We start from the raw sequence: 16317 nt of genomic DNA on the forward strand, positions 1-16317 counted from the left end.
TTTTCAAAACCGGCCGTCGCCTGTATTGAAAACGGACACATTAGAATATCTGCAAAAGTATAAATTTGTTATTTATAAAAGAATCCGGTTCCGGCATTATTTTTCCGGCACCCATTAAAAATAGCGGCTGCATGCAATTGTTTAAATTTACCTTCCGTCATCTTATAAAAAATAAAAGTTACACTGCCATCAATATTATTGGTTTGGCTACCGGTATGGCAGTTACACTGCTGATAGGGTTATGGATATGGGATGAAGTGTCATTTAATCACTGGCATGATCATCATAACCGGCTGGCACAGGTAATGGATGTACAAACCATCAACGGTGAAACCACTACCGGTGAAGCTATTGCCATTCCACTCGCAGATGAACTCCGGAATAATTATGCAGGCGATTTCAAACGGGTGGCTATTGTTTATCCCAACTTCACCCATACGATTGCCGTGGGTGATAAAAAGTTATCGCAATCGGGGGTGTGGGCAGGCCCGGATTTGCCTGAGATGCTCACGCTCAAAATGATTCAGGGCAAAAGGGATGCGTTGAAAACGCCCACCGCAGTGTTGATTAACCAGTCGCTGGCCACTTCCCTGTTTGGCAGTTCCGATCCTATGGGGAAGGCCATCCGCATGGATAACCGCACTGATCTGCAGGTGGCGGGTGTGTATGAAGATCTCCCGCAAGGCACGGCTTTTTATGGCACACAGCTGTTCCTTCCGTGGGACCGGGCCGTGACTACCATTCCGTGGCTGAAAGACGAAGTATCCAATTGGGATACCCATTACTGGAAATTATACGTGGAGCTGAATGAGGGCATTGACATGGATAAGGCCAGTGCAAAGATCAGCAGCGTTGTGCAGCAGCATGTAAAGGCGGGCAAAGAAACGCTGTTGCTGCATCCGATGAACAAATGGCATTTATATAACGAGTTTAAGAACGGGCAGGTAAGCGGCGGGCGTATCCGCCTGGTGTGGTTGTTTGGTGTTATAGGTGCATTGGTGTTGCTGCTGGCCTGTATCAATTTCATGAACCTGTCTACCGCCAGGAGTGCCAAACGTGCCAAAGAAACAGGTATCCGCAAAGCCATCGGCGCTTCGCGGGGACGTCTTGTCCGGCAGTTCCTCGCCGAATCGCTGCTGCTCTCCTTTTTATCCTTTATAGTGGCGGTGGGCATGGTGTGGCTTTTATTGCCGCTGTTTAACCGGATCACTGAAAAACAGATCACGATCCCATTTGACGCGCCGGTGCTATGGTTGGCAGGAACAGGGTTTGCCGTGTTTACCGGCCTGCTGGCCGGCAGTTATCCTGCTTTTTATTTATCCTCTTTTCAGCCGGTAAAAATATTAAAAGGAGGTTTTACTACGGGCCGTTTTTCATTGCTCCCCCGCAACGCCCTGATGGTAGTACAGTTCAGCGTATCCATTGCCCTGATCATAGGTACTGTAATTGTGTACCAGCAAATTCAATATGCCAAAAGCCGTCCGGTGGGCTACAGCCGGGAGGGATTGATTAACCTCACCATGAACACCCCTGAAATGTTTGGTGCGCCTTACAATGAATTGAGGGCTGCTTTACTGGAAAGCGGTGCGGTGGCGGATATGGCGAAGGCGTCGCATCCTACCACGGAGAATCCCGGCAATAGTGACGACCTGAGTTGGGAAGGTAAAGTACCCGGTATTGCAGCGCCTTTGGGTTTTGTAACGGTATCGCATGATTACGGCCATACTATTGGCTGGCAAATAAAAGAGGGCCGCGATTTTTCCAGGAGCTTCCCTACGGATACGGGCGCACTGATCTTAAATGAAGCGGCGGTGAAGCTAACGGGGTTTAAACATCCTATCGGGCAAATTATACAGGCGGGTGGTGAGCCGCACATGATCATTGGCGTGGTGAAAGACATGGTAATGGAATCGCCATATGCACCGGTGCAGCCGGTGGTTTTTTGCCTGGAATACGGCGTATATAATACGTTAACTGTTCGCGTGAACCCTGCAATGCCTATGCGGGCGGCATTAACCGGGATTGCCGGCGTATTTAAAAAGTTTAACCCCGAGGGCCCCTTTGATTTTACTTTTACAGATGAGGTTTATGCGAAGAAGTTTTCTGATGAAGAGCGCATTGCGCGGCTGACCACTGTATTTGCCGTGCTTGCAATTTTTATTTCCTGCCTGGGTATACTTGGACTGGCTGCTTTTATGGCGGAACAACGCACCAAAGAAATCGGGATACGCAAAGTGATGGGCGCTACGGTGTCTGGTATTTTGTTGCTGTTGTCGAAAGATTTTGTGAAGCCGGTGATCATTGCTTTACTGGTGGCTACTCCCCTTACCTGGTATTTTATGCAGATGTGGCTGAATCACTATGCATATCATACACCCGTATCGATCTGGCTTTTTATAGCCATTGGCGCCGGTACAATCGTCATTACGCTGCTAACGGTCAGTTACCAGTCGGCTAAAGCAGCGCTGATGAATCCTGTAAAAAGTTTGCGGACGGAATAATGCTTAATTCATCTCTACGCCGCCGCGGGAGTACTTTCTACGGTATTCCTGCGGGGTTAAACCGGTGTACCGTTTAAATATCTGCCGGAATGCTTTCTGGTCGTTGTACCCGGCATTGTACATCAGTGTGCTGATATTGATGGCATTTTTCTCCAGTTCTTTTTTGGCGGATTCTATTTTTACGCGCTGCAGGTATTCCATGGGCGTATTGTGTGTGGCGAGTTTAAAGCGTCGAACAAAATTACGTTTACTCATATTAGCCTGGCTGGCGATCTGTTCCACGGAGATCTGCTGATCGTAGTTTTGTTCGATGTAGGCCTGCGCTTTGAGGATGTCTTCATCTTCATGACGGCGTTGTCCCTGGAACACGGCGAAATGGGCCTGGTTAAAGCGGTCCATATCTATCGAAAACATTTTACTCACCCAAATACTTGTGTCGCGGCCACTGAATTTTTCTATCAGGTATAATACCAGGTTCAATGAAATAAAGGCGCCGCCGCTGGTATAAACGCCATCGTCGTCGGTCATTACTTTATCTGGCAGGATATGGATATCCGGATAGCGCCTGCGCATATCGTCGAGTGCCGCCCAGTGGGAAGTACAGGATTTGCCGGTGAGCAGTCCTGCTTCGGCCAGGAAATAGCTTCCAAAGCACAGGCTGGCTACCTCAGTGCCGCTGGCATGCATATTACGGATCCAGTTCACCAGCGCCTTATTCTTCTCCAGCACCGTATCCGGCGGGCCTTCAAAGGCCGGCGCCAGGATAAGGTCTGTATGTTGTACTTCATCGATGGTTTTATAGCAGATAAACTGCGCAGGGCTGTGCAATTGGATATTCTTCATCTTTTCGCTGACCAGCTCCAGTTTAAAGGCAGGTTCCTTTCCGGCTCCAACCAGAAAGCGGTTAGCGCCCAGCAGGATATCTATCACGCTGGATACGGAAGATAAAATGGCATCTTCATAAATAAGCAAAGAAACAGTCTTCATGGCAGTTTGCGTCTGTTACAACACGAATTTACTACTTTCCGGTGGCACAATCACCCCCTAAATAAGTCGCATTCACCCATCTACATTTACATATTAACTCCGGAGATTTGTAAGACATTAAAATCACAAAATCATGAGTACTCCTGTAACGACTGGTTTTAAAGATAGTGCTGTTAAACCCGGTCCCCCGCACAAAGTTGTATCCTCCGAAGAGTGGCTGGAAGCCAGGAAGAAGTTTTTGCAAAAAGAAAAGGAATATACCCGTTTGCGGGATGAGCTTAGCCGTGAGCGCATGGCATTACCATGGGAAAAGGTAGAGAAGAACTATGTATTTGATGGTCCGGAAGGTAAGGTCACCCTTTCTGACCTTTTTGAAGGCCGCAGCCAGCTGATCATCCAGCATTTTATGTTTGGTCCCCATGAAAAAGAAGGTTGTGTTGGTTGCTCATTTGCAGCAGATTCCATTAACGGCGTATTGCCTCACCTGGAGCATCATGATGTGTCCGTTGTAGTGATATCACGCGCACCGTTGCCTGCGCTGGAGGCTTTCCGTAAGCGTATGGACTGGCACTTCAAATGGGTATCTTCTGAAAGCAGTGATTTCAACTACGACTATCACGTGTCTTTCCGTAAAGAGGACCTGGAAAGTGGTAAGGTGTATTACAACTACGATATCGTGGAAGGATTGCCGCATCATTTGGAAGACCTCCAGGGCATCAGCGTTTTTTATAAAGATGAAGCAGGCGATATTTATCACACCTATTCCACGTATGGCCGTGGTGGCGAATTACAGCTCGCTACTTACAACTACCTGGATATAGCGCCGCTGGGACGTAATGAAATCAATGAACGTGGCGATTTAACATCGTGGGTACGGCACCACGACAAATACGAAGAGAAAGGACATGTAGATAATACCGGCAGGTATCACAAAGAGAAAACGCCGGGTTCCTGTTGTTCAGAAGACTAAGTATTATGAAAACACATTGTTCCTGCGGCGCCGCTACGGGCAGCGGCGCCCGCAAAACAACCGCCGCGCAAACCACCGGTCCGCTTACTTTGAGGCAACGCTTTGTAAAAGGCGTACGATGGCTGATACCGGGCATCACCCTCGTACTGCTGCCAAAGTGCCCCATTTGTTTCGCTGCCTATGTAGCCCTGGGTACAGGAATCGGGTTGTCTGTAACCGCTGCTACATGGCTCAGATCAGGACTGGTGGTATTGTGTGTGGGGTCGTTGCTTTACCTGGCGGGAAGCAGGATGATGGCCTACCGGAAACGGCGGCAGTCAGCTTCCTAATTCAAGATCAAATAACATCAGTTCTTCCGCTTCTCCGGGTGGAAGAATGGTGCCCTGCCGGGTAAATCCAGACCGCTCCAATAAACGAACCGACCGGTGATTATCCGGTTGGGTAATGGCAAACAGCCTTGGAAACGGCAATTGCTGCCGGGAATAGGTAATGGTACCGGTAGCCGCTTCGTAAGCATACCCCAGGCCTTCAAAGGCCGGTAAAAAAGCAAATCCCAGGTCGGGCTGATCAAGGTACTTTCTCTTAAATAACCCGCAGATACCAATAGGATTCCCTGTTTCTTTCAGCACTACTACCCATGCGCCATAGCCTTGTTCGGCGTATAGCTTCAACAGGTTATTCATGATATAGCGTTGTGCATCTGCAAGGGTCCGGATCTGCCGGTCGCCGATGTATTGCAGCCAGGAGGGCGTGTTCAGCAATTCCAGGACGAATGCGTCATCTGTAGCGGCAAAAGTGCGGACCTGCAGCCGCAGCGTTTCAAATAGAATTTTCATGCCTTCATTTTAAAGCCTCTTTAATTCATCAACACCCTCCAAAATAAAATTTTCCTGTGAAGGCAACAAACCTGATTTAACCGGTTTATTGAACAAAAGCATGAATGGTACGTTTACAGGATGATACAGCCAGGTCCGGGCAACTGGCAGGGCTTTTATATTAATTTTGCTGAAGCATTTTAGTCCTCGGCTGTAAGCCGTTTCAGCTGCCGGAGATAATCATACTGCAGGTCTTCATGCAGTGCAGACACTATTTTGGTGATCTTTTTCACCTGTTGTTCGTAGAGGTTATTTAACTGAACACTATAGGAAGATAATAAACCGGACAGTTTCATTTTTGTACAGAAATAGATCAGTAGTTCTACTTCGGCGGTTTTGGAACCAGTATATCGTATATGCTTGTTCGTTATCCGCAGGATTTTCCTCAGCCTTTTTTTAGCGTGGTATAATTTATCACCGGCCATTTCAATAAACCCTTTGTCGATTTCTTCTTTCACGGCGGCGATGTACCCTTCTTCGTTGTGGGCTTCAAACAGCAGGTAGGTAAGCAGTTCCTTGTTATCGTTCTTGAATTTGGCCAGCCGCAAACACAGGGCCGACAGCTCTGCCGGAGGCAGGGTAGTTAATTCTTTTTTTATATCGCTGATACTTGCCGCTTTCATAATTCATCTGGTGCTTGTGGGCGAAGATACTACCTATTCCGCAGCATGTGAAGCGTGGGCGGCGTCTTTACGCAACAGCCAGGAATTAAATACGGTATAGAATACGGCTACAATGATAGCGCCCTTGAACATGCCGGTGAATCCCCATGCAGCCATACCGCCAATTACACCGAGGAATAATACCAGGAAAGGCAGTTTGCCGCTTTTAGCGATGAGCAGGGGTTTCAGGATGGCTTCCCCTATCAGGATGCCGGTACCGTAAATAGCCAGGAAGAGCGTCATACCGGGATGACCTTGTGTAGCCATCCAGATGGTTAATGGGATCCAAACCACGAGCGGGCCTATCTGGATCACCACCAGGAAAAAGATAAACGCGGACAAGCCAAGCGCAAAGGGGATACCTGCAATTTTAAGCCCAATAAACGCCACCACCGCTGTGATGAAAGCCGTACCCATTACACCGATAGACACGCCCTTGATGGCCATCGTGGTAGCGTTCAACAGATCGGCGCCATCTTTACGTCCCAGCAGGTGCTGTGCAGTAGCCCTGATAGGGCGTACTGCTTTTTCACCGCTTACCAGGAAAAATGCAGATATAATGATGCCGAGTATGAGTTGTCCGGCTGCACCAAGAATACCTGCGCCGCTGGTGATAATATGATGCAGCACCACTCTTACCTGTTGTTCATGTACGCTGGTGGACAAAGTTTCGCGGGGACTTTCCTGTAAATGCTCCCAGAAGTCCACGATATCGCTGCCAACATATGGCATGGTAACCACCCATTCGGGCAGCGCCGGCAATCCGTTTTCCTTCACGTTACCAATCCAGTGCAATGCTTCCCGGATATGTGAACTCAGCGCGGCAATGAAATAAGTAACCGGCAGGGCAATGATGGCAACTAACGCCACCGCATATATGGTGGCAGCCAGTTTACGGCGGCCTTTGAACCAAACAACCATGCGCTCAAACAGGTGATGGAAAGAAACGGAAAAGATCAGTGCAAATGTGAGAATACCAAAAAACAGCCGCAACACATCATACAGTGCCAGCAGCAAAGCCAGCAACAGCAACAGCACCAGGATGGATTCAATCATATTTTTAGAGGCAGGGCGGTGGTGATTCATATGACAGTATTTTATACAGGTTTCTTCCTAAATATACTTAAAACAGGTTATAACAGCGACAGGCGCATAAACTGTTGTATTTCTTCATTAATATCTTCCGGGAGATACATACGGAAATGATGATTAAACTGCCGGCTATCGCCCGGTACCTGCGCAATTTTCTGAAAGCATAAATTGTCGGGATACGCCTTTTCAAAAGGGAATACAATGTGCACAAAATTCTTTCCCAGCTGGGTAACCCAGGCTACACGTCTGTCGCCAAAACCGATACCCATCATAGATTTGGTGGGATACAGGTATATCTTTCCCAGTTTTTCATATTGTGAGACAAAGTGCTGCAACAGCATCAATGCCTGATCTGATCTACCAGCAATGAAAGTTTTGAGCAGCGGATCCTTGCTTTGATCCAACAGGGATGTCGACATCTTCCAGGTTTTATCCTGCAATATAACAAATAAGCCGGCCACGGGGCCGGCTGTAGATATTGAAAACCTGTTGTTATTTACAGCAGGCTGTAAATAGTAGTGAAGTAACTATTGGTACTAAAAGAAGTAGCGGTGGGATTAGTGGCCCAGGAGGGTGTAACCATATTCAGACTGCCACCATCGCCATTCCATGCCCATCCCAATACAGTCCATCCTTTGGATTTGGCATAATTCGTTAAGCCGGACCAGTTGGCGCTGCCGGAGCCGGTGCCGAACTCCCCTACCATACAAGGGCGTCCGGAAGTAGCCATTTCATCGAGATCAGCATTGATGAGGGTACGGTTTCTGCCCTGGTTCCAGGCGCCTGGATAAATGTGTGTAGACAGGATAATGCAGCGTAGTTATTCTTCCACCAGTTGGCGGCCGCAGTAAGTTCGCTGGCATTGTCGCTTCCCAATACACTCGCTTTGTGATAAGTGGCGATCACCGCAAAGCCGTTGTTCTTTGCCTGCTGAATCCAGGATTTCGCCAACGTAATACTTACGGTTGGTTCAATTTCAATGCGCACGGTTTTGATTTTTGTTTGCTGTTTCATCAGCGCCCATGCGAAGTTTACATTGCCGCCGTTGTAGTAGGAAGGCTGCAGGTTTACGCCATTCCCAATACCGTTAGTTAGTTCGGTGGTTACCGGGCGCGGAGCCGCTTCCGGTGTTACTGCCGCTTCTTTGCAGGAGCAGGCTGCCAATAGCAGCAGCATTAATGTTCCTGTAATCATGTAGTTCCGGGTGATTGTTTGTTTGTTCATTAGTGGAATTTTTATGGTTGAAAAGACGGGAAATGCTATGCAGACATAAAGGTTCCTTTACCTGTTGATGCAGCGCATACAGGAGTTTTTGTGTTGCTGTAAATGTTAAATAAAAAGGGCTTCGATATCTCTCCGGCGGTAGTATAAAATTATTGCAGGGAGTTAGCATAAAAGCATACTTTTTTATCTGATTACGATGAATTACCACACTTTTTTGGCAGGCGTACCCCAAATGCAGAAATGAGCGCCCGGGGAGGCGCTCATTTCTGCATATAGTCGTTATTGTTATTGATCAGTCTCTCCGTTTACCCGATACCACCAGTACCACACCTACAATGGCTACGATACCGCCGGCATAAGTGGGCCAGCCTATCCATCTGTTTTCTTTCTTATTAATTTCAACAGGACCAATGTCTACCACTTTCTTTTCTGTTTGAACAGAGAAGCCCCTGATAACGATCATTGCAATACCAGCAATAATGAGGATGATGCCAAGTACTTTCATAATGTTGCGTTTATGAATATACCGGCAATCCACATGCCATTGCTGTGGCAGCATTTTTAGCGGTATAATGGGGAAATAGCACCCCAATAAGTAGGATTATTCCATTTTCAGGCTTTTCACGGGATTCATGGCCGCCGCCCGGATGCTTTGGAAGCTGACCGTGACTAAAGCCACTATGATAGTGATGAGCCCAGCCCCGCCAAAGATCCACCAATCGAGGTTTATTTTATACGCGAAGTGATTCAGCCATTGGTTCATGGTATACCAGGCCAGCGGGAAGGCAATGAGCATTCCTATAAATACCGGCTTCAGAAAACCGGCCGACAGCAACAGGAAAATACTGGATTCGGAAGCGCCTAGCACCTTTCTCACGCCTATTTCTTTGGTACGTTGCGCGGCGGTGAAGATGGCCAGTCCGAATAAGCCGAGACAGGAAATGAATACAGCGAGGCAGGCGAAATAGTTGCACAGCTGACTTACCATCTGTTCACTTTTATAAAGCTTGGTATATTCTTCATCGGAGAACTGGTAAGTAAAGGGGAAGTTAGGATTTAAGTTTTTGCAGATCCCTGCCAGTCCGGCCAGCACCGGTGTTGTTTTACCCCCGGCGACCCTTACCAGGATATTGCCCCACTTAGGTTTTTCATCCAGGCGGATTACCAGCGGCTCTATGGCGTCGTGCATGGAGTTGAAGTGGAAATCCTTGAGCACGCCCACGATGGTACCGGGAACATTTCCGAGCGTGAATGACTGTCCTACCGGATGCTGGTAACCAATCCTTTTCACGGCGCTTTCATTCAGGATATAACTCCCTGAGTCATTCCCGAATGCACGGGAAAAGTCGCGGCCCTCCAGTAAGGTGAGACCCATGGTTTTTATAAAGTCGTATCCCACTGCCGCATCCGCAAAAGAGGCGTCATCATTGGGATCTTTCCCTGACCAGCTGATACCTCCTTTGTGATGTTCTATCACCGTTGGCGACTCTTTCATTTTAGAAACAGCCACCACGCCGGGCAGGTTGGTTGCCGCTTCCCTGAATACATCGTACTTGGAAATCAATTCGCCTTCGATAGGAATATAGATAAGGTTCTGCCGGTTGTAGCCCAGGTTCTTTGTTTGCACATAATCCATTTGGCGGTAAATCACAAACATGCCTATCATTAACAGGATGGACAGGGTGAATTGAAACACCACCAGGCCCTTCCGGAAATTGGTAGCGCCGGAGCCAAATTTAAGGCTGCCTTTAAGCACCCGTACCGGGTTCAGGGACGACAGGAACAAGGCCGGGTAGCTACCGGCCACGAAGCCGGTGAGTACCGTAAGGCCCAGTAAAGTACCCCAGAATACCGGTTGTGAAACGGGTAATGCCAATTGTTTTCCACTGAGCTGGTTAAACGCGGGCAACAGTAATATCACAACCAACAGGGCAATAACCAGTGAAAAAAATGCCAGCAGCATGGCTTCCCCGATAAACTGGATGATAAGGGAAGAGCGCAGGGCGCCTACTACTTTTCTCACGCCTACTTCCTTTGCTCTTTTTACCGACCGCGCCGTAGCGAGGTTCATAAAATTGATGCAGGCAATGAGCATAATGAATATGGCCAGCAGGGTAAAGAGGTGCACGTATTCAATACGCCCGCCATCAGGTATGCCATTGCTGAATACACCGTGCAGGTATTTTTCGCTGTAAGGCTGTAAACCCAGTTCAGTATAGGAATCGTTGTTGCGTTGCTGATAATTATAAACGAAGTCTTTTATTTTGGCGGCTACTTTACCTGCATCGGCATTGTCACGGAGACGGATATACGTCAGCGGGTTAAAGCTGCCCCAATTTCTTGCCCAGGCATTGTCCCTGGTAAAATCTTCCCAGTTGCGGAGGTACTCAAATTGTTGTGATGAATTGGCCGGCACCTCGTACACTGCAGTAACAGAAAGACTTACCGTGTCTTCATAACGCAGTGTTTTCCCCAGCGCCTGTTCCGGGCTGCCAAAAAATAATTCCGCGAGGTGTTTGGAGATAGCGATGGTGCCTGGTTTATCGATGGCAGATGCTTTTGTGCCCTGTAATACCGGGTAGCTGAACATCTGCAAAAAATCAGCGCCTGCATAGGCGCCGGTGATCTTCATTACTTTATCATCTACGCGTAATGTTACCGGCAGAAAAACCTCGAAGCCGCTGGAGTATTCTACTTCGGGCACTTCCTTTTTCAGTTCTGCCGCCAGCGGCCCCTGCGTGAGATAGCCGGCGTTCACTTTACCACCGGATGACTGGCGCACATATACCTGGTATAGTTTATCGCTGTTGGCATGAAATCCATCCATACTTTTTTCATCCTGTACCCACAGGATCATGAGGAGGCTGCAGGCCAGTCCGAGCGCCAGTCCCAGGATATTGATAAAAGAAAATGCTTTATTGCGGACAAGGTTGCGCCATGCAATCCTGAAGTAGTTGCTTATCATGATAGTCAGTATCAGTTACAGCACCTGTTGAAAAAACATGCCATACCAAAAGTTACATACGTTCCAATAGTTTAAAAAGTTATTTTTTAAATAATATGTCCGCTTTTGATACAGCAGGTGACCGCTTGTAAAACTTGAATAAATATACAGCGGTTATTGCGGTGTTAACAGACCTGCACCGCCTCCACTCCCAACAACTCCGCCAGCTTTTTTATTTTTGACGCTATATGCCCTTTGCCTACTGCGCAATGATGCGCCGGTCCGTGCGCATTCCATGCTTCCACGAAATTCCTGGCGCTTGTGGGAAACCGGTAACGGCTGTTGGTGTTGCCGATTTCGAGGATAGGGCCGGCTTCCGACATCCCTTCCGCCAGGAGGAACTGCAATTTTCCATCAGCTGTTTCCACTACAGACAGTAATGTTACCGGGCCGTGTGCCACCGACATTTCCACGGACAATCCTTTTCCTACTTTTCCATGATATACCTGTAATGGTTTCAGTTTTATTTTACCGGCGGCGATTACAGGATGGCAGGGCCCATCGTGTCCCATGAGCACAATATCATCTTTATAGTCCATGGCATAGTACTCTGTGAAGGAACCACCTGCACCAAAGCTGTCCATGATTTTCATGGCCTGCGCATTTTTCACTTCGTACTCCCCGGCTACCGGGATGCCTTGCGCCGTTAAGAGAGAGGTACCCATGATCACGGAGCTCATGGTATCTTCATTGATAGCGTTGCCACTTCCTTTATGGTAATACGCCAGGGAACCCAGTTGGTGCTTTGCTACCAGTTTATCCAAAGCCACTGCGGTTTTGGCAGCGCGGTGCAATTCTTCCGGTGAGCAATCGGGTTGTATGTCAAACAACTGTTGCGCTTCCCGGAGCTTCGCGGCAATTTCCGCTTCATTGACCGTATTCCGGAGTCCTGATAATTCATCTACCTCAATAATTTCCATATGTCCGCCTAACACGGCTGCGTGCAGGGTAAGATTGGAGTAAATATCCAGCATGCCGCCATAGTAGTTACCCATCAGGCCCAGCCTGTTGTGATACAGGATGTGGGCTACTTTTGCGGCGGCGATCCATTCTTCCACTTCTTTCCACACCACAGGATCATCCTTCAGCATACCAGTTACCTGGTAAAAAGGAATGTGTGCACGTTTGAATACACTGGCTATTTCCGGCACCGGGCAGGCGGCGCAGAAGGCGAGCCATTCGCCGGTCATGGTGATGCGGTCCGGCAGCTGATTAAATGCGGCATAGTCGATGGCCGCGGCCGGAGAGAGATTTAATACGATCACCGGTACCTTTGCGCGTTTCACTATTGGTAAAACCGTGGAGGATAACGCGTAGGTGGTTACATATAAAAAGATCAGATCAACGTCTTCCTTCCGGAAACGGCTGCCCGCTTCAAAAGCTTTCTCCGGCGTGTCTATCAGGCCGAGGTGAACGATATCGGCGCCGTAGTGCTGCAACTGCTGATGCACAATATCAATATACCCCGACAACCGCTGCTGCAGTCCTTCGAACTGTTCCCAATAGGCAGCGAGGCCTATCCCAAACAGGCCAACTTTTAATGTATTCATAACGCAATTTTTTGAATGGTAACCGGATCCTGTGATAAAGCTAGTGGCGGTGCGATGAATTATTTGATATTTCGGTTGTACTTTATGACACAATCCCGGCGGGTGGCGGAAATTCTTATTACTTTCCGGAACCTTTCCGGCTTTTTATATTTTTATATAAAGAAGAAAGCGTTATGATGAACTATTACAAGTATCTGCCCGTGAGCAGGGAAGATGAGCGCTGGGGCCTTTGGGTACTGAATACCGGTTGTACGCAGGTGGCAGCAGCGGGCATTTACCCGGGGAAAGATCATCCGGCGCATCATCATTTTAATTGGAAGAAAGGAAGGGTATTGAATGAATACCAGGTTATTTATATCACCGGCGGCAAAGGCATTTTTGAGTCCGACAGCTGCCGGCAGCAGGAAATAAAAGGCGGTACCATTATCCTGCTGTTCCCGGGAGAAAGGCACCGCTACCGGCCACTCGCCGAAACCGGCTGGGATGAATACTGGGTAGGCATGAAAGGCCCTGTGCTCGACAACCTCCTGAAGGAAAACTTTTTCACCAGGGAAAAGCCCTGTTTATATATCGGTTACCAGGAAGGTACCCTGCAGTTGTTTCATCTTATTATAGAAAAAACAAAACAGGAGCGCCCTGGCTACCAGCCGCTCATTGCCGGCGCAGCGCTTCACCTGATGGGAAACATCCACTACCTCGTGAAGCAACAGGCAAGCGGGAATAAAGAGAGAGAAGAACTGATGAACAAAGCACGGCTGTTATTCCGCGCCAACATTTCCCGGCATTATTCCCCGGAGCAGGCCGCAGAAGAGTTGCAGGTGGGTTACTCCTGGTTCAGAAAAGCGTTTAAGCAATACACGGGGCTATCTCCGTTTCAATATTATATCCAACTTAAAATAGAGAAAGCGAGGGAGCTATTGAATGATCCCGCTGTATCTGTAAAAGAAATTGCGTATGATCTCAGGTTTGATTCTTCATTTTACTTCTCCAGGATCTTTAAAGAGAAGACCGGATTTACGCCCACGGAATACCGGAAAAGAGCGCAAGGCGATATTTAACATGGTTTGCTGCCTGTTGTTATTGATGTATAACGTGCACGCGCAAACGAATTCGTCGCTTGTTAACTTCAACCCGCAGCAACAACAAACTATCCGCTTCAGTACTGCCGGCGCAGCCATTGATGCGCACGACGGTGAAATCGCTTATTTCAACGGTACCTATTACCTCTATGGTACCAGCTATGGCTGTGGATTTGAATGGGGCAGAAAAGAGGCTCCCTTTTGCGGATTTAAAGTATATACTTCTACAGATCTTCAGCAGTGGACCGACAAAGGCTTTTTATTTAACGCCCGCACACCGGTATGGCAAACCCGCTGCAATGGCAGTACCTATGGCTGTTTCAGGCCGCATGTGATCTATAATAAAAAAACAAAACAGTATGTACTGTGGATCAATGTATATGATAACCGTACCGGCTTCCGCGTATTTACCAGCCAGCAACCCACCGGTCCGTTTACAGAAGTGGCGGAGCCCCGGATGGCAGTGAACAGCAACGGCGCCATCGCCGGGTTGAACAACGGTGATCATGATACCTTTGTAGATGAAGATGGCACCGCTTATATTGCGTATACCGACTGGCAAACAAAAGGCACCATTGTAATTGAAAAGCTCAGTGCCGATTATCTGACTGGCAGCGGAGAGCATGTAAAAGCAGTGACGAAAGGCAATACCGAAGCGCCGGCGCTCTTCCGGCGCAATGGCAGTTACTACCTGTTGTACTCCGACCCTAATTGCGGCTATTGTGCAGGTACTGGTACTTCTTATCGTCGTGCGGAATCGCCGCTGGGCCCATGGTCCGATGGAATAAAGATCAGCGATCGATCCTGCGGTGGACAACCGTCTTTTGTATCTCTTATTAAACTCAACGGCGACAGCGTTTTCCTGTATGGCAGTGATCTGTGGAACAATGCGGCAAAAAATGAAGCGCTGGCTAATTACTATTGGGCGCCGCTTTCCTTTGCAGCAGACGGCGCTATTGAACCTATTGTTTGTAAAGACAGCATACAGCTGCCCTTGCGCGCTGCTTCGACTCCTGTTATGAAAGTGAAGCCCGACAACGGCAGCGGGCAGGAAGGCTTCCGGTTCCAGTGCGACATTAACGGATGTATACAACGTTCGCAAAGTTTTACTCCTACCCGCTCAGGCGTGCTTTCGGCTGTAAGCATCACTGCTTTTAAAAGCGGCTATCCGGACGACAACCTGCATATCAGCATTTACCCGGCAGATGATAAGGGATTACCGGCAACAGGAAAAGTGCTGTATGAGGCGGCTATTCCCCGCGACAGCCTGAGCTGGTCGCCGGAGCCGGTTACTATCAAACCGCGTATAATGGTAGCGGCCAAACGCAGTTATGTGATGGTGATCCGATCGTCCACGGCCGGTGGTTGCTATGGTATTACCTACAAGGACGAAGCCCGCGGTGGTGTTTCCGCTTACAGCGCCGACTGCGGACAGGCATTTACCATTGAAAAGGACCGGGTACTGAAGTTTAGTGCGTATGTAGGGGAGTAATCCGTGCCTGCACATCTTTCAATTTCATCACCATCTTTTGCGCTGACTCCGCGATCCATACCTGGTAATCCGTGACGGCACGGGTACGCTCCTCTTCTGTGATAAAACCACTTTCCACCATCTGCGGGCCTCTTAGTTCCGCTACTTTGGACCAGATGCCTGCCTTTTCTGCGAAGTTATTTTCGCCGCGGGTGTATATTTCATCGGCGTTCAACACGGTGATGTGGTGAAAGCCCAATTCTTCAAAAAGCCCCGAGAGGTGATCCGCAATTTCATTATCCATGCCTGCATCTGCACGCCAGGAAAGGAATGCTTTATAAAAGCGCTGCATGCTTTCCGGTGGCGCAGGCGTCCATTCCAGCTGGTGATGGTTGTAGTCTAAAATAGAAATATAGCCGCCCGGGTTTAACAGGGATTTAAATTTCAGCAGCGCTTCGCGTGGATTACTTAACCATTGCAGCACACGGGCAGAAACGATGAGGTCAAATTTTTCTGCCGGATTGTAGGCGAACAGGTCGGCCTCCAGCAGTGTTAAGTTGGAAAGATCCGCGTGATCCGTGTTTCCTTTAGCGATCAGGTGCGGGCTGCTGTCGATGCCCACAACGCTTCCTGTTTTTCCCACTGCGCCGGCGATACCGGCAGATATGGCGCCTGTACCACAGCCAACATCCAGCACCCGCATACCTTCCCTGAGCAGTGGTATCAGCGTGGCGTAGCTGTTCTGCAAACTCCTGCTGTCTAAAACGCTGCTATCTTTTGGCATGGCGGCTCTTTCATTCGCGGTATTACTCATGGAGGATTTGTTGTTTGTTCAGGAAAAGATGAGTTTAAATATAACATTTTGTAAACAGAAATAAGTGATACTTTAGAATGTATCTAAA

16 protein-coding genes are annotated in these 16317 nt (G+C 48.4%); 5 read left to right on the forward strand and 11 right to left on the reverse strand.

What is annotated here, in order from left to right:
* Positions 1–131 precede the first annotated feature (131 nt).
* Positions 132–2501 (forward strand): ABC transporter permease, encoded by a 2370-nt coding sequence (locus QFZ51_RS24580; protein ID WP_429049986.1) that lies wholly within the window; start codon positions 132–134, stop codon positions 2499–2501.
* Positions 2502–2504: 3 nt separating this feature from the next.
* Here QFZ51_RS24580 and QFZ51_RS24585 read toward each other — a convergent pair whose 3' ends face one another.
* Positions 2505–3488, reverse strand: coding sequence for a GlxA family transcriptional regulator (locus tag QFZ51_RS24585; protein ID WP_429049988.1), 984 nt, complete (start codon positions 3486–3488; stop codon positions 2505–2507).
* A gap of 133 nt (positions 3489–3621) precedes the next feature.
* Here QFZ51_RS24585 and QFZ51_RS24590 point away from each other — a divergent pair, with 133 nt between their 5' ends.
* Entirely contained in the window at positions 3622–4458 is an 837-nt protein-coding gene (locus QFZ51_RS24590) for a DUF899 domain-containing protein (RefSeq protein ID WP_429049989.1), read from the forward strand.
* 5 nt (positions 4459–4463) lie between these two features.
* Complete coding sequence (locus QFZ51_RS24595) at positions 4464–4787, forward strand: hypothetical protein (protein WP_370907640.1); 324 nt, start codon at positions 4464–4466, stop codon at positions 4785–4787.
* Here the strand turns inward: QFZ51_RS24595 and QFZ51_RS24600 are convergent.
* The 9 genes from QFZ51_RS24600 to QFZ51_RS24640 all read right to left on the reverse strand — a co-directional run bounded on the left by QFZ51_RS24600 (position 4776) and on the right by QFZ51_RS24640 (position 12865).
* On the reverse strand, positions 4776–5294 hold the full coding sequence (locus QFZ51_RS24600) for a GNAT family N-acetyltransferase (RefSeq protein WP_429049991.1): 519 nt from the start codon (positions 5292–5294) through the stop codon (positions 4776–4778). The two genes, QFZ51_RS24595 and QFZ51_RS24600, sit on opposite strands and share 12 nt — an antisense overlap.
* Before the next feature lie 179 nt (positions 5295–5473).
* A complete protein-coding gene (locus QFZ51_RS24605; protein ID WP_429049993.1) occupies positions 5474–5956 on the reverse strand; it encodes a hypothetical protein in 483 nt (160 codons plus the stop codon).
* Between the two features lie 33 nt (positions 5957–5989).
* Positions 5990–7081 carry an AI-2E family transporter gene (locus QFZ51_RS24610; RefSeq protein ID WP_370907644.1) on the reverse strand — a complete coding sequence of 364 codons (1092 nt, stop codon included), beginning with the start codon at positions 7079–7081 and terminating at the stop codon, positions 5990–5992.
* 47 nt (positions 7082–7128) lie between these two features.
* Positions 7129–7506 carry a hypothetical protein gene (locus tag QFZ51_RS24615; RefSeq protein ID WP_429049994.1) on the reverse strand — a complete coding sequence of 126 codons (378 nt, stop codon included), beginning with the start codon at positions 7504–7506 and terminating at the stop codon, positions 7129–7131.
* 77 nt (positions 7507–7583) lie between these two features.
* On the reverse strand, positions 7584–7793 hold the full coding sequence (locus QFZ51_RS24620) for a hypothetical protein (RefSeq protein WP_429049996.1): 210 nt from the start codon (positions 7791–7793) through the stop codon (positions 7584–7586).
* Entirely contained in the window at positions 7787–8311 is a 525-nt protein-coding gene (locus QFZ51_RS24625; RefSeq protein WP_429049997.1) for a hypothetical protein, read from the reverse strand. Before QFZ51_RS24625 ends, QFZ51_RS24620 begins: the two co-directional genes overlap by 7 nt.
* A 292-nt stretch (positions 8312–8603) precedes the next feature.
* A complete protein-coding gene (locus tag QFZ51_RS24630) occupies positions 8604–8816 on the reverse strand; it encodes a hypothetical protein (RefSeq protein ID WP_370907647.1) in 213 nt (70 codons plus the stop codon).
* Positions 8817–8912: 96 nt separating this feature from the next.
* The gene (locus QFZ51_RS24635) at positions 8913–11276 is read right to left on the reverse strand and encodes an ABC transporter permease (protein ID WP_429049998.1); all 2364 of its coding nucleotides are present in this window, start codon (positions 11274–11276) and stop codon (positions 8913–8915) included.
* Positions 11277–11440: 164 nt separating this feature from the next.
* The gene (locus QFZ51_RS24640) at positions 11441–12865 is read right to left on the reverse strand and encodes an arabinose isomerase (protein ID WP_429049999.1); all 1425 of its coding nucleotides are present in this window, start codon (positions 12863–12865) and stop codon (positions 11441–11443) included.
* Positions 12866–13038: 173 nt separating this feature from the next.
* Here QFZ51_RS24640 and QFZ51_RS24645 point away from each other — a divergent pair, with 173 nt between their 5' ends.
* Positions 13039–13923 (forward strand): AraC family transcriptional regulator, encoded by an 885-nt coding sequence (locus tag QFZ51_RS24645; RefSeq protein ID WP_429050000.1) that lies wholly within the window; start codon positions 13039–13041, stop codon positions 13921–13923.
* A 34-nt stretch (positions 13924–13957) separates the two neighbouring features.
* A complete protein-coding gene (locus QFZ51_RS24650) occupies positions 13958–15436 on the forward strand; it encodes a family 43 glycosylhydrolase (protein ID WP_429050002.1) in 1479 nt (492 codons plus the stop codon).
* Here the strand turns inward: QFZ51_RS24650 and QFZ51_RS24655 are convergent.
* Positions 15414–16229, reverse strand: coding sequence for a class I SAM-dependent methyltransferase (locus QFZ51_RS24655; RefSeq protein WP_429050003.1), 816 nt, complete (start codon positions 16227–16229; stop codon positions 15414–15416). The two genes, QFZ51_RS24650 and QFZ51_RS24655, sit on opposite strands and share 23 nt — an antisense overlap.
* Positions 16230–16317 lie beyond the last annotated feature (88 nt).

The sequence above is a fragment of the Chitinophaga sp. W3I9 genome, from assembly GCF_050434025.1.
GTDB lineage: Bacteria > Bacteroidota > Bacteroidia > Chitinophagales > Chitinophagaceae > Chitinophaga.

Bases quoted from the DNA above. Each gene is read 5' to 3' on its own strand.
- QFZ51_RS24580 (WP_429049986.1), top strand. From the start codon at position 132: ATGCAATTGTTTAAATTTACCTTCCGTCATCTTATAAAAAATAAAAGT.
- QFZ51_RS24585 (WP_429049988.1), bottom strand. From the start codon at position 3,488: ATGAAGACTGTTTCTTTGCTTATTTATGAAGATGCCATTTTATCTTCC.
- QFZ51_RS24590 (WP_429049989.1), top strand. From the start codon at position 3,622: ATGAGTACTCCTGTAACGACTGGTTTTAAAGATAGTGCTGTTAAACCC.
- QFZ51_RS24595 (WP_370907640.1), top strand. From the start codon at position 4,464: ATGAAAACACATTGTTCCTGCGGCGCCGCTACGGGCAGCGGCGCCCGC.
- QFZ51_RS24600 (WP_429049991.1), bottom strand. From the start codon at position 5,294: ATGAAAATTCTATTTGAAACGCTGCGGCTGCAGGTCCGCACTTTTGCC.
- QFZ51_RS24605 (WP_429049993.1), bottom strand. From the start codon at position 5,956: ATGAAAGCGGCAAGTATCAGCGATATAAAAAAAGAATTAACTACCCTG.
- QFZ51_RS24610 (WP_370907644.1), bottom strand. From the start codon at position 7,081: ATGAATCACCACCGCCCTGCCTCTAAAAATATGATTGAATCCATCCTG.
- QFZ51_RS24615 (WP_429049994.1), bottom strand. From the start codon at position 7,506: ATGTCGACATCCCTGTTGGATCAAAGCAAGGATCCGCTGCTCAAAACT.
- QFZ51_RS24620 (WP_429049996.1), bottom strand. From the start codon at position 7,793: ATGGTAGGGGAGTTCGGCACCGGCTCCGGCAGCGCCAACTGGTCCGGC.
- QFZ51_RS24625 (WP_429049997.1), bottom strand. From the start codon at position 8,311: ATGAACAAACAAACAATCACCCGGAACTACATGATTACAGGAACATTA.
- QFZ51_RS24630 (WP_370907647.1), bottom strand. From the start codon at position 8,816: ATGAAAGTACTTGGCATCATCCTCATTATTGCTGGTATTGCAATGATC.
- QFZ51_RS24635 (WP_429049998.1), bottom strand. From the start codon at position 11,276: ATGATAAGCAACTACTTCAGGATTGCATGGCGCAACCTTGTCCGCAAT.
- QFZ51_RS24640 (WP_429049999.1), bottom strand. From the start codon at position 12,865: ATGAATACATTAAAAGTTGGCCTGTTTGGGATAGGCCTCGCTGCCTAT.
- QFZ51_RS24645 (WP_429050000.1), top strand. From the start codon at position 13,039: ATGATGAACTATTACAAGTATCTGCCCGTGAGCAGGGAAGATGAGCGC.
- QFZ51_RS24655 (WP_429050003.1), bottom strand. From the start codon at position 16,229: ATGAGTAATACCGCGAATGAAAGAGCCGCCATGCCAAAAGATAGCAGC.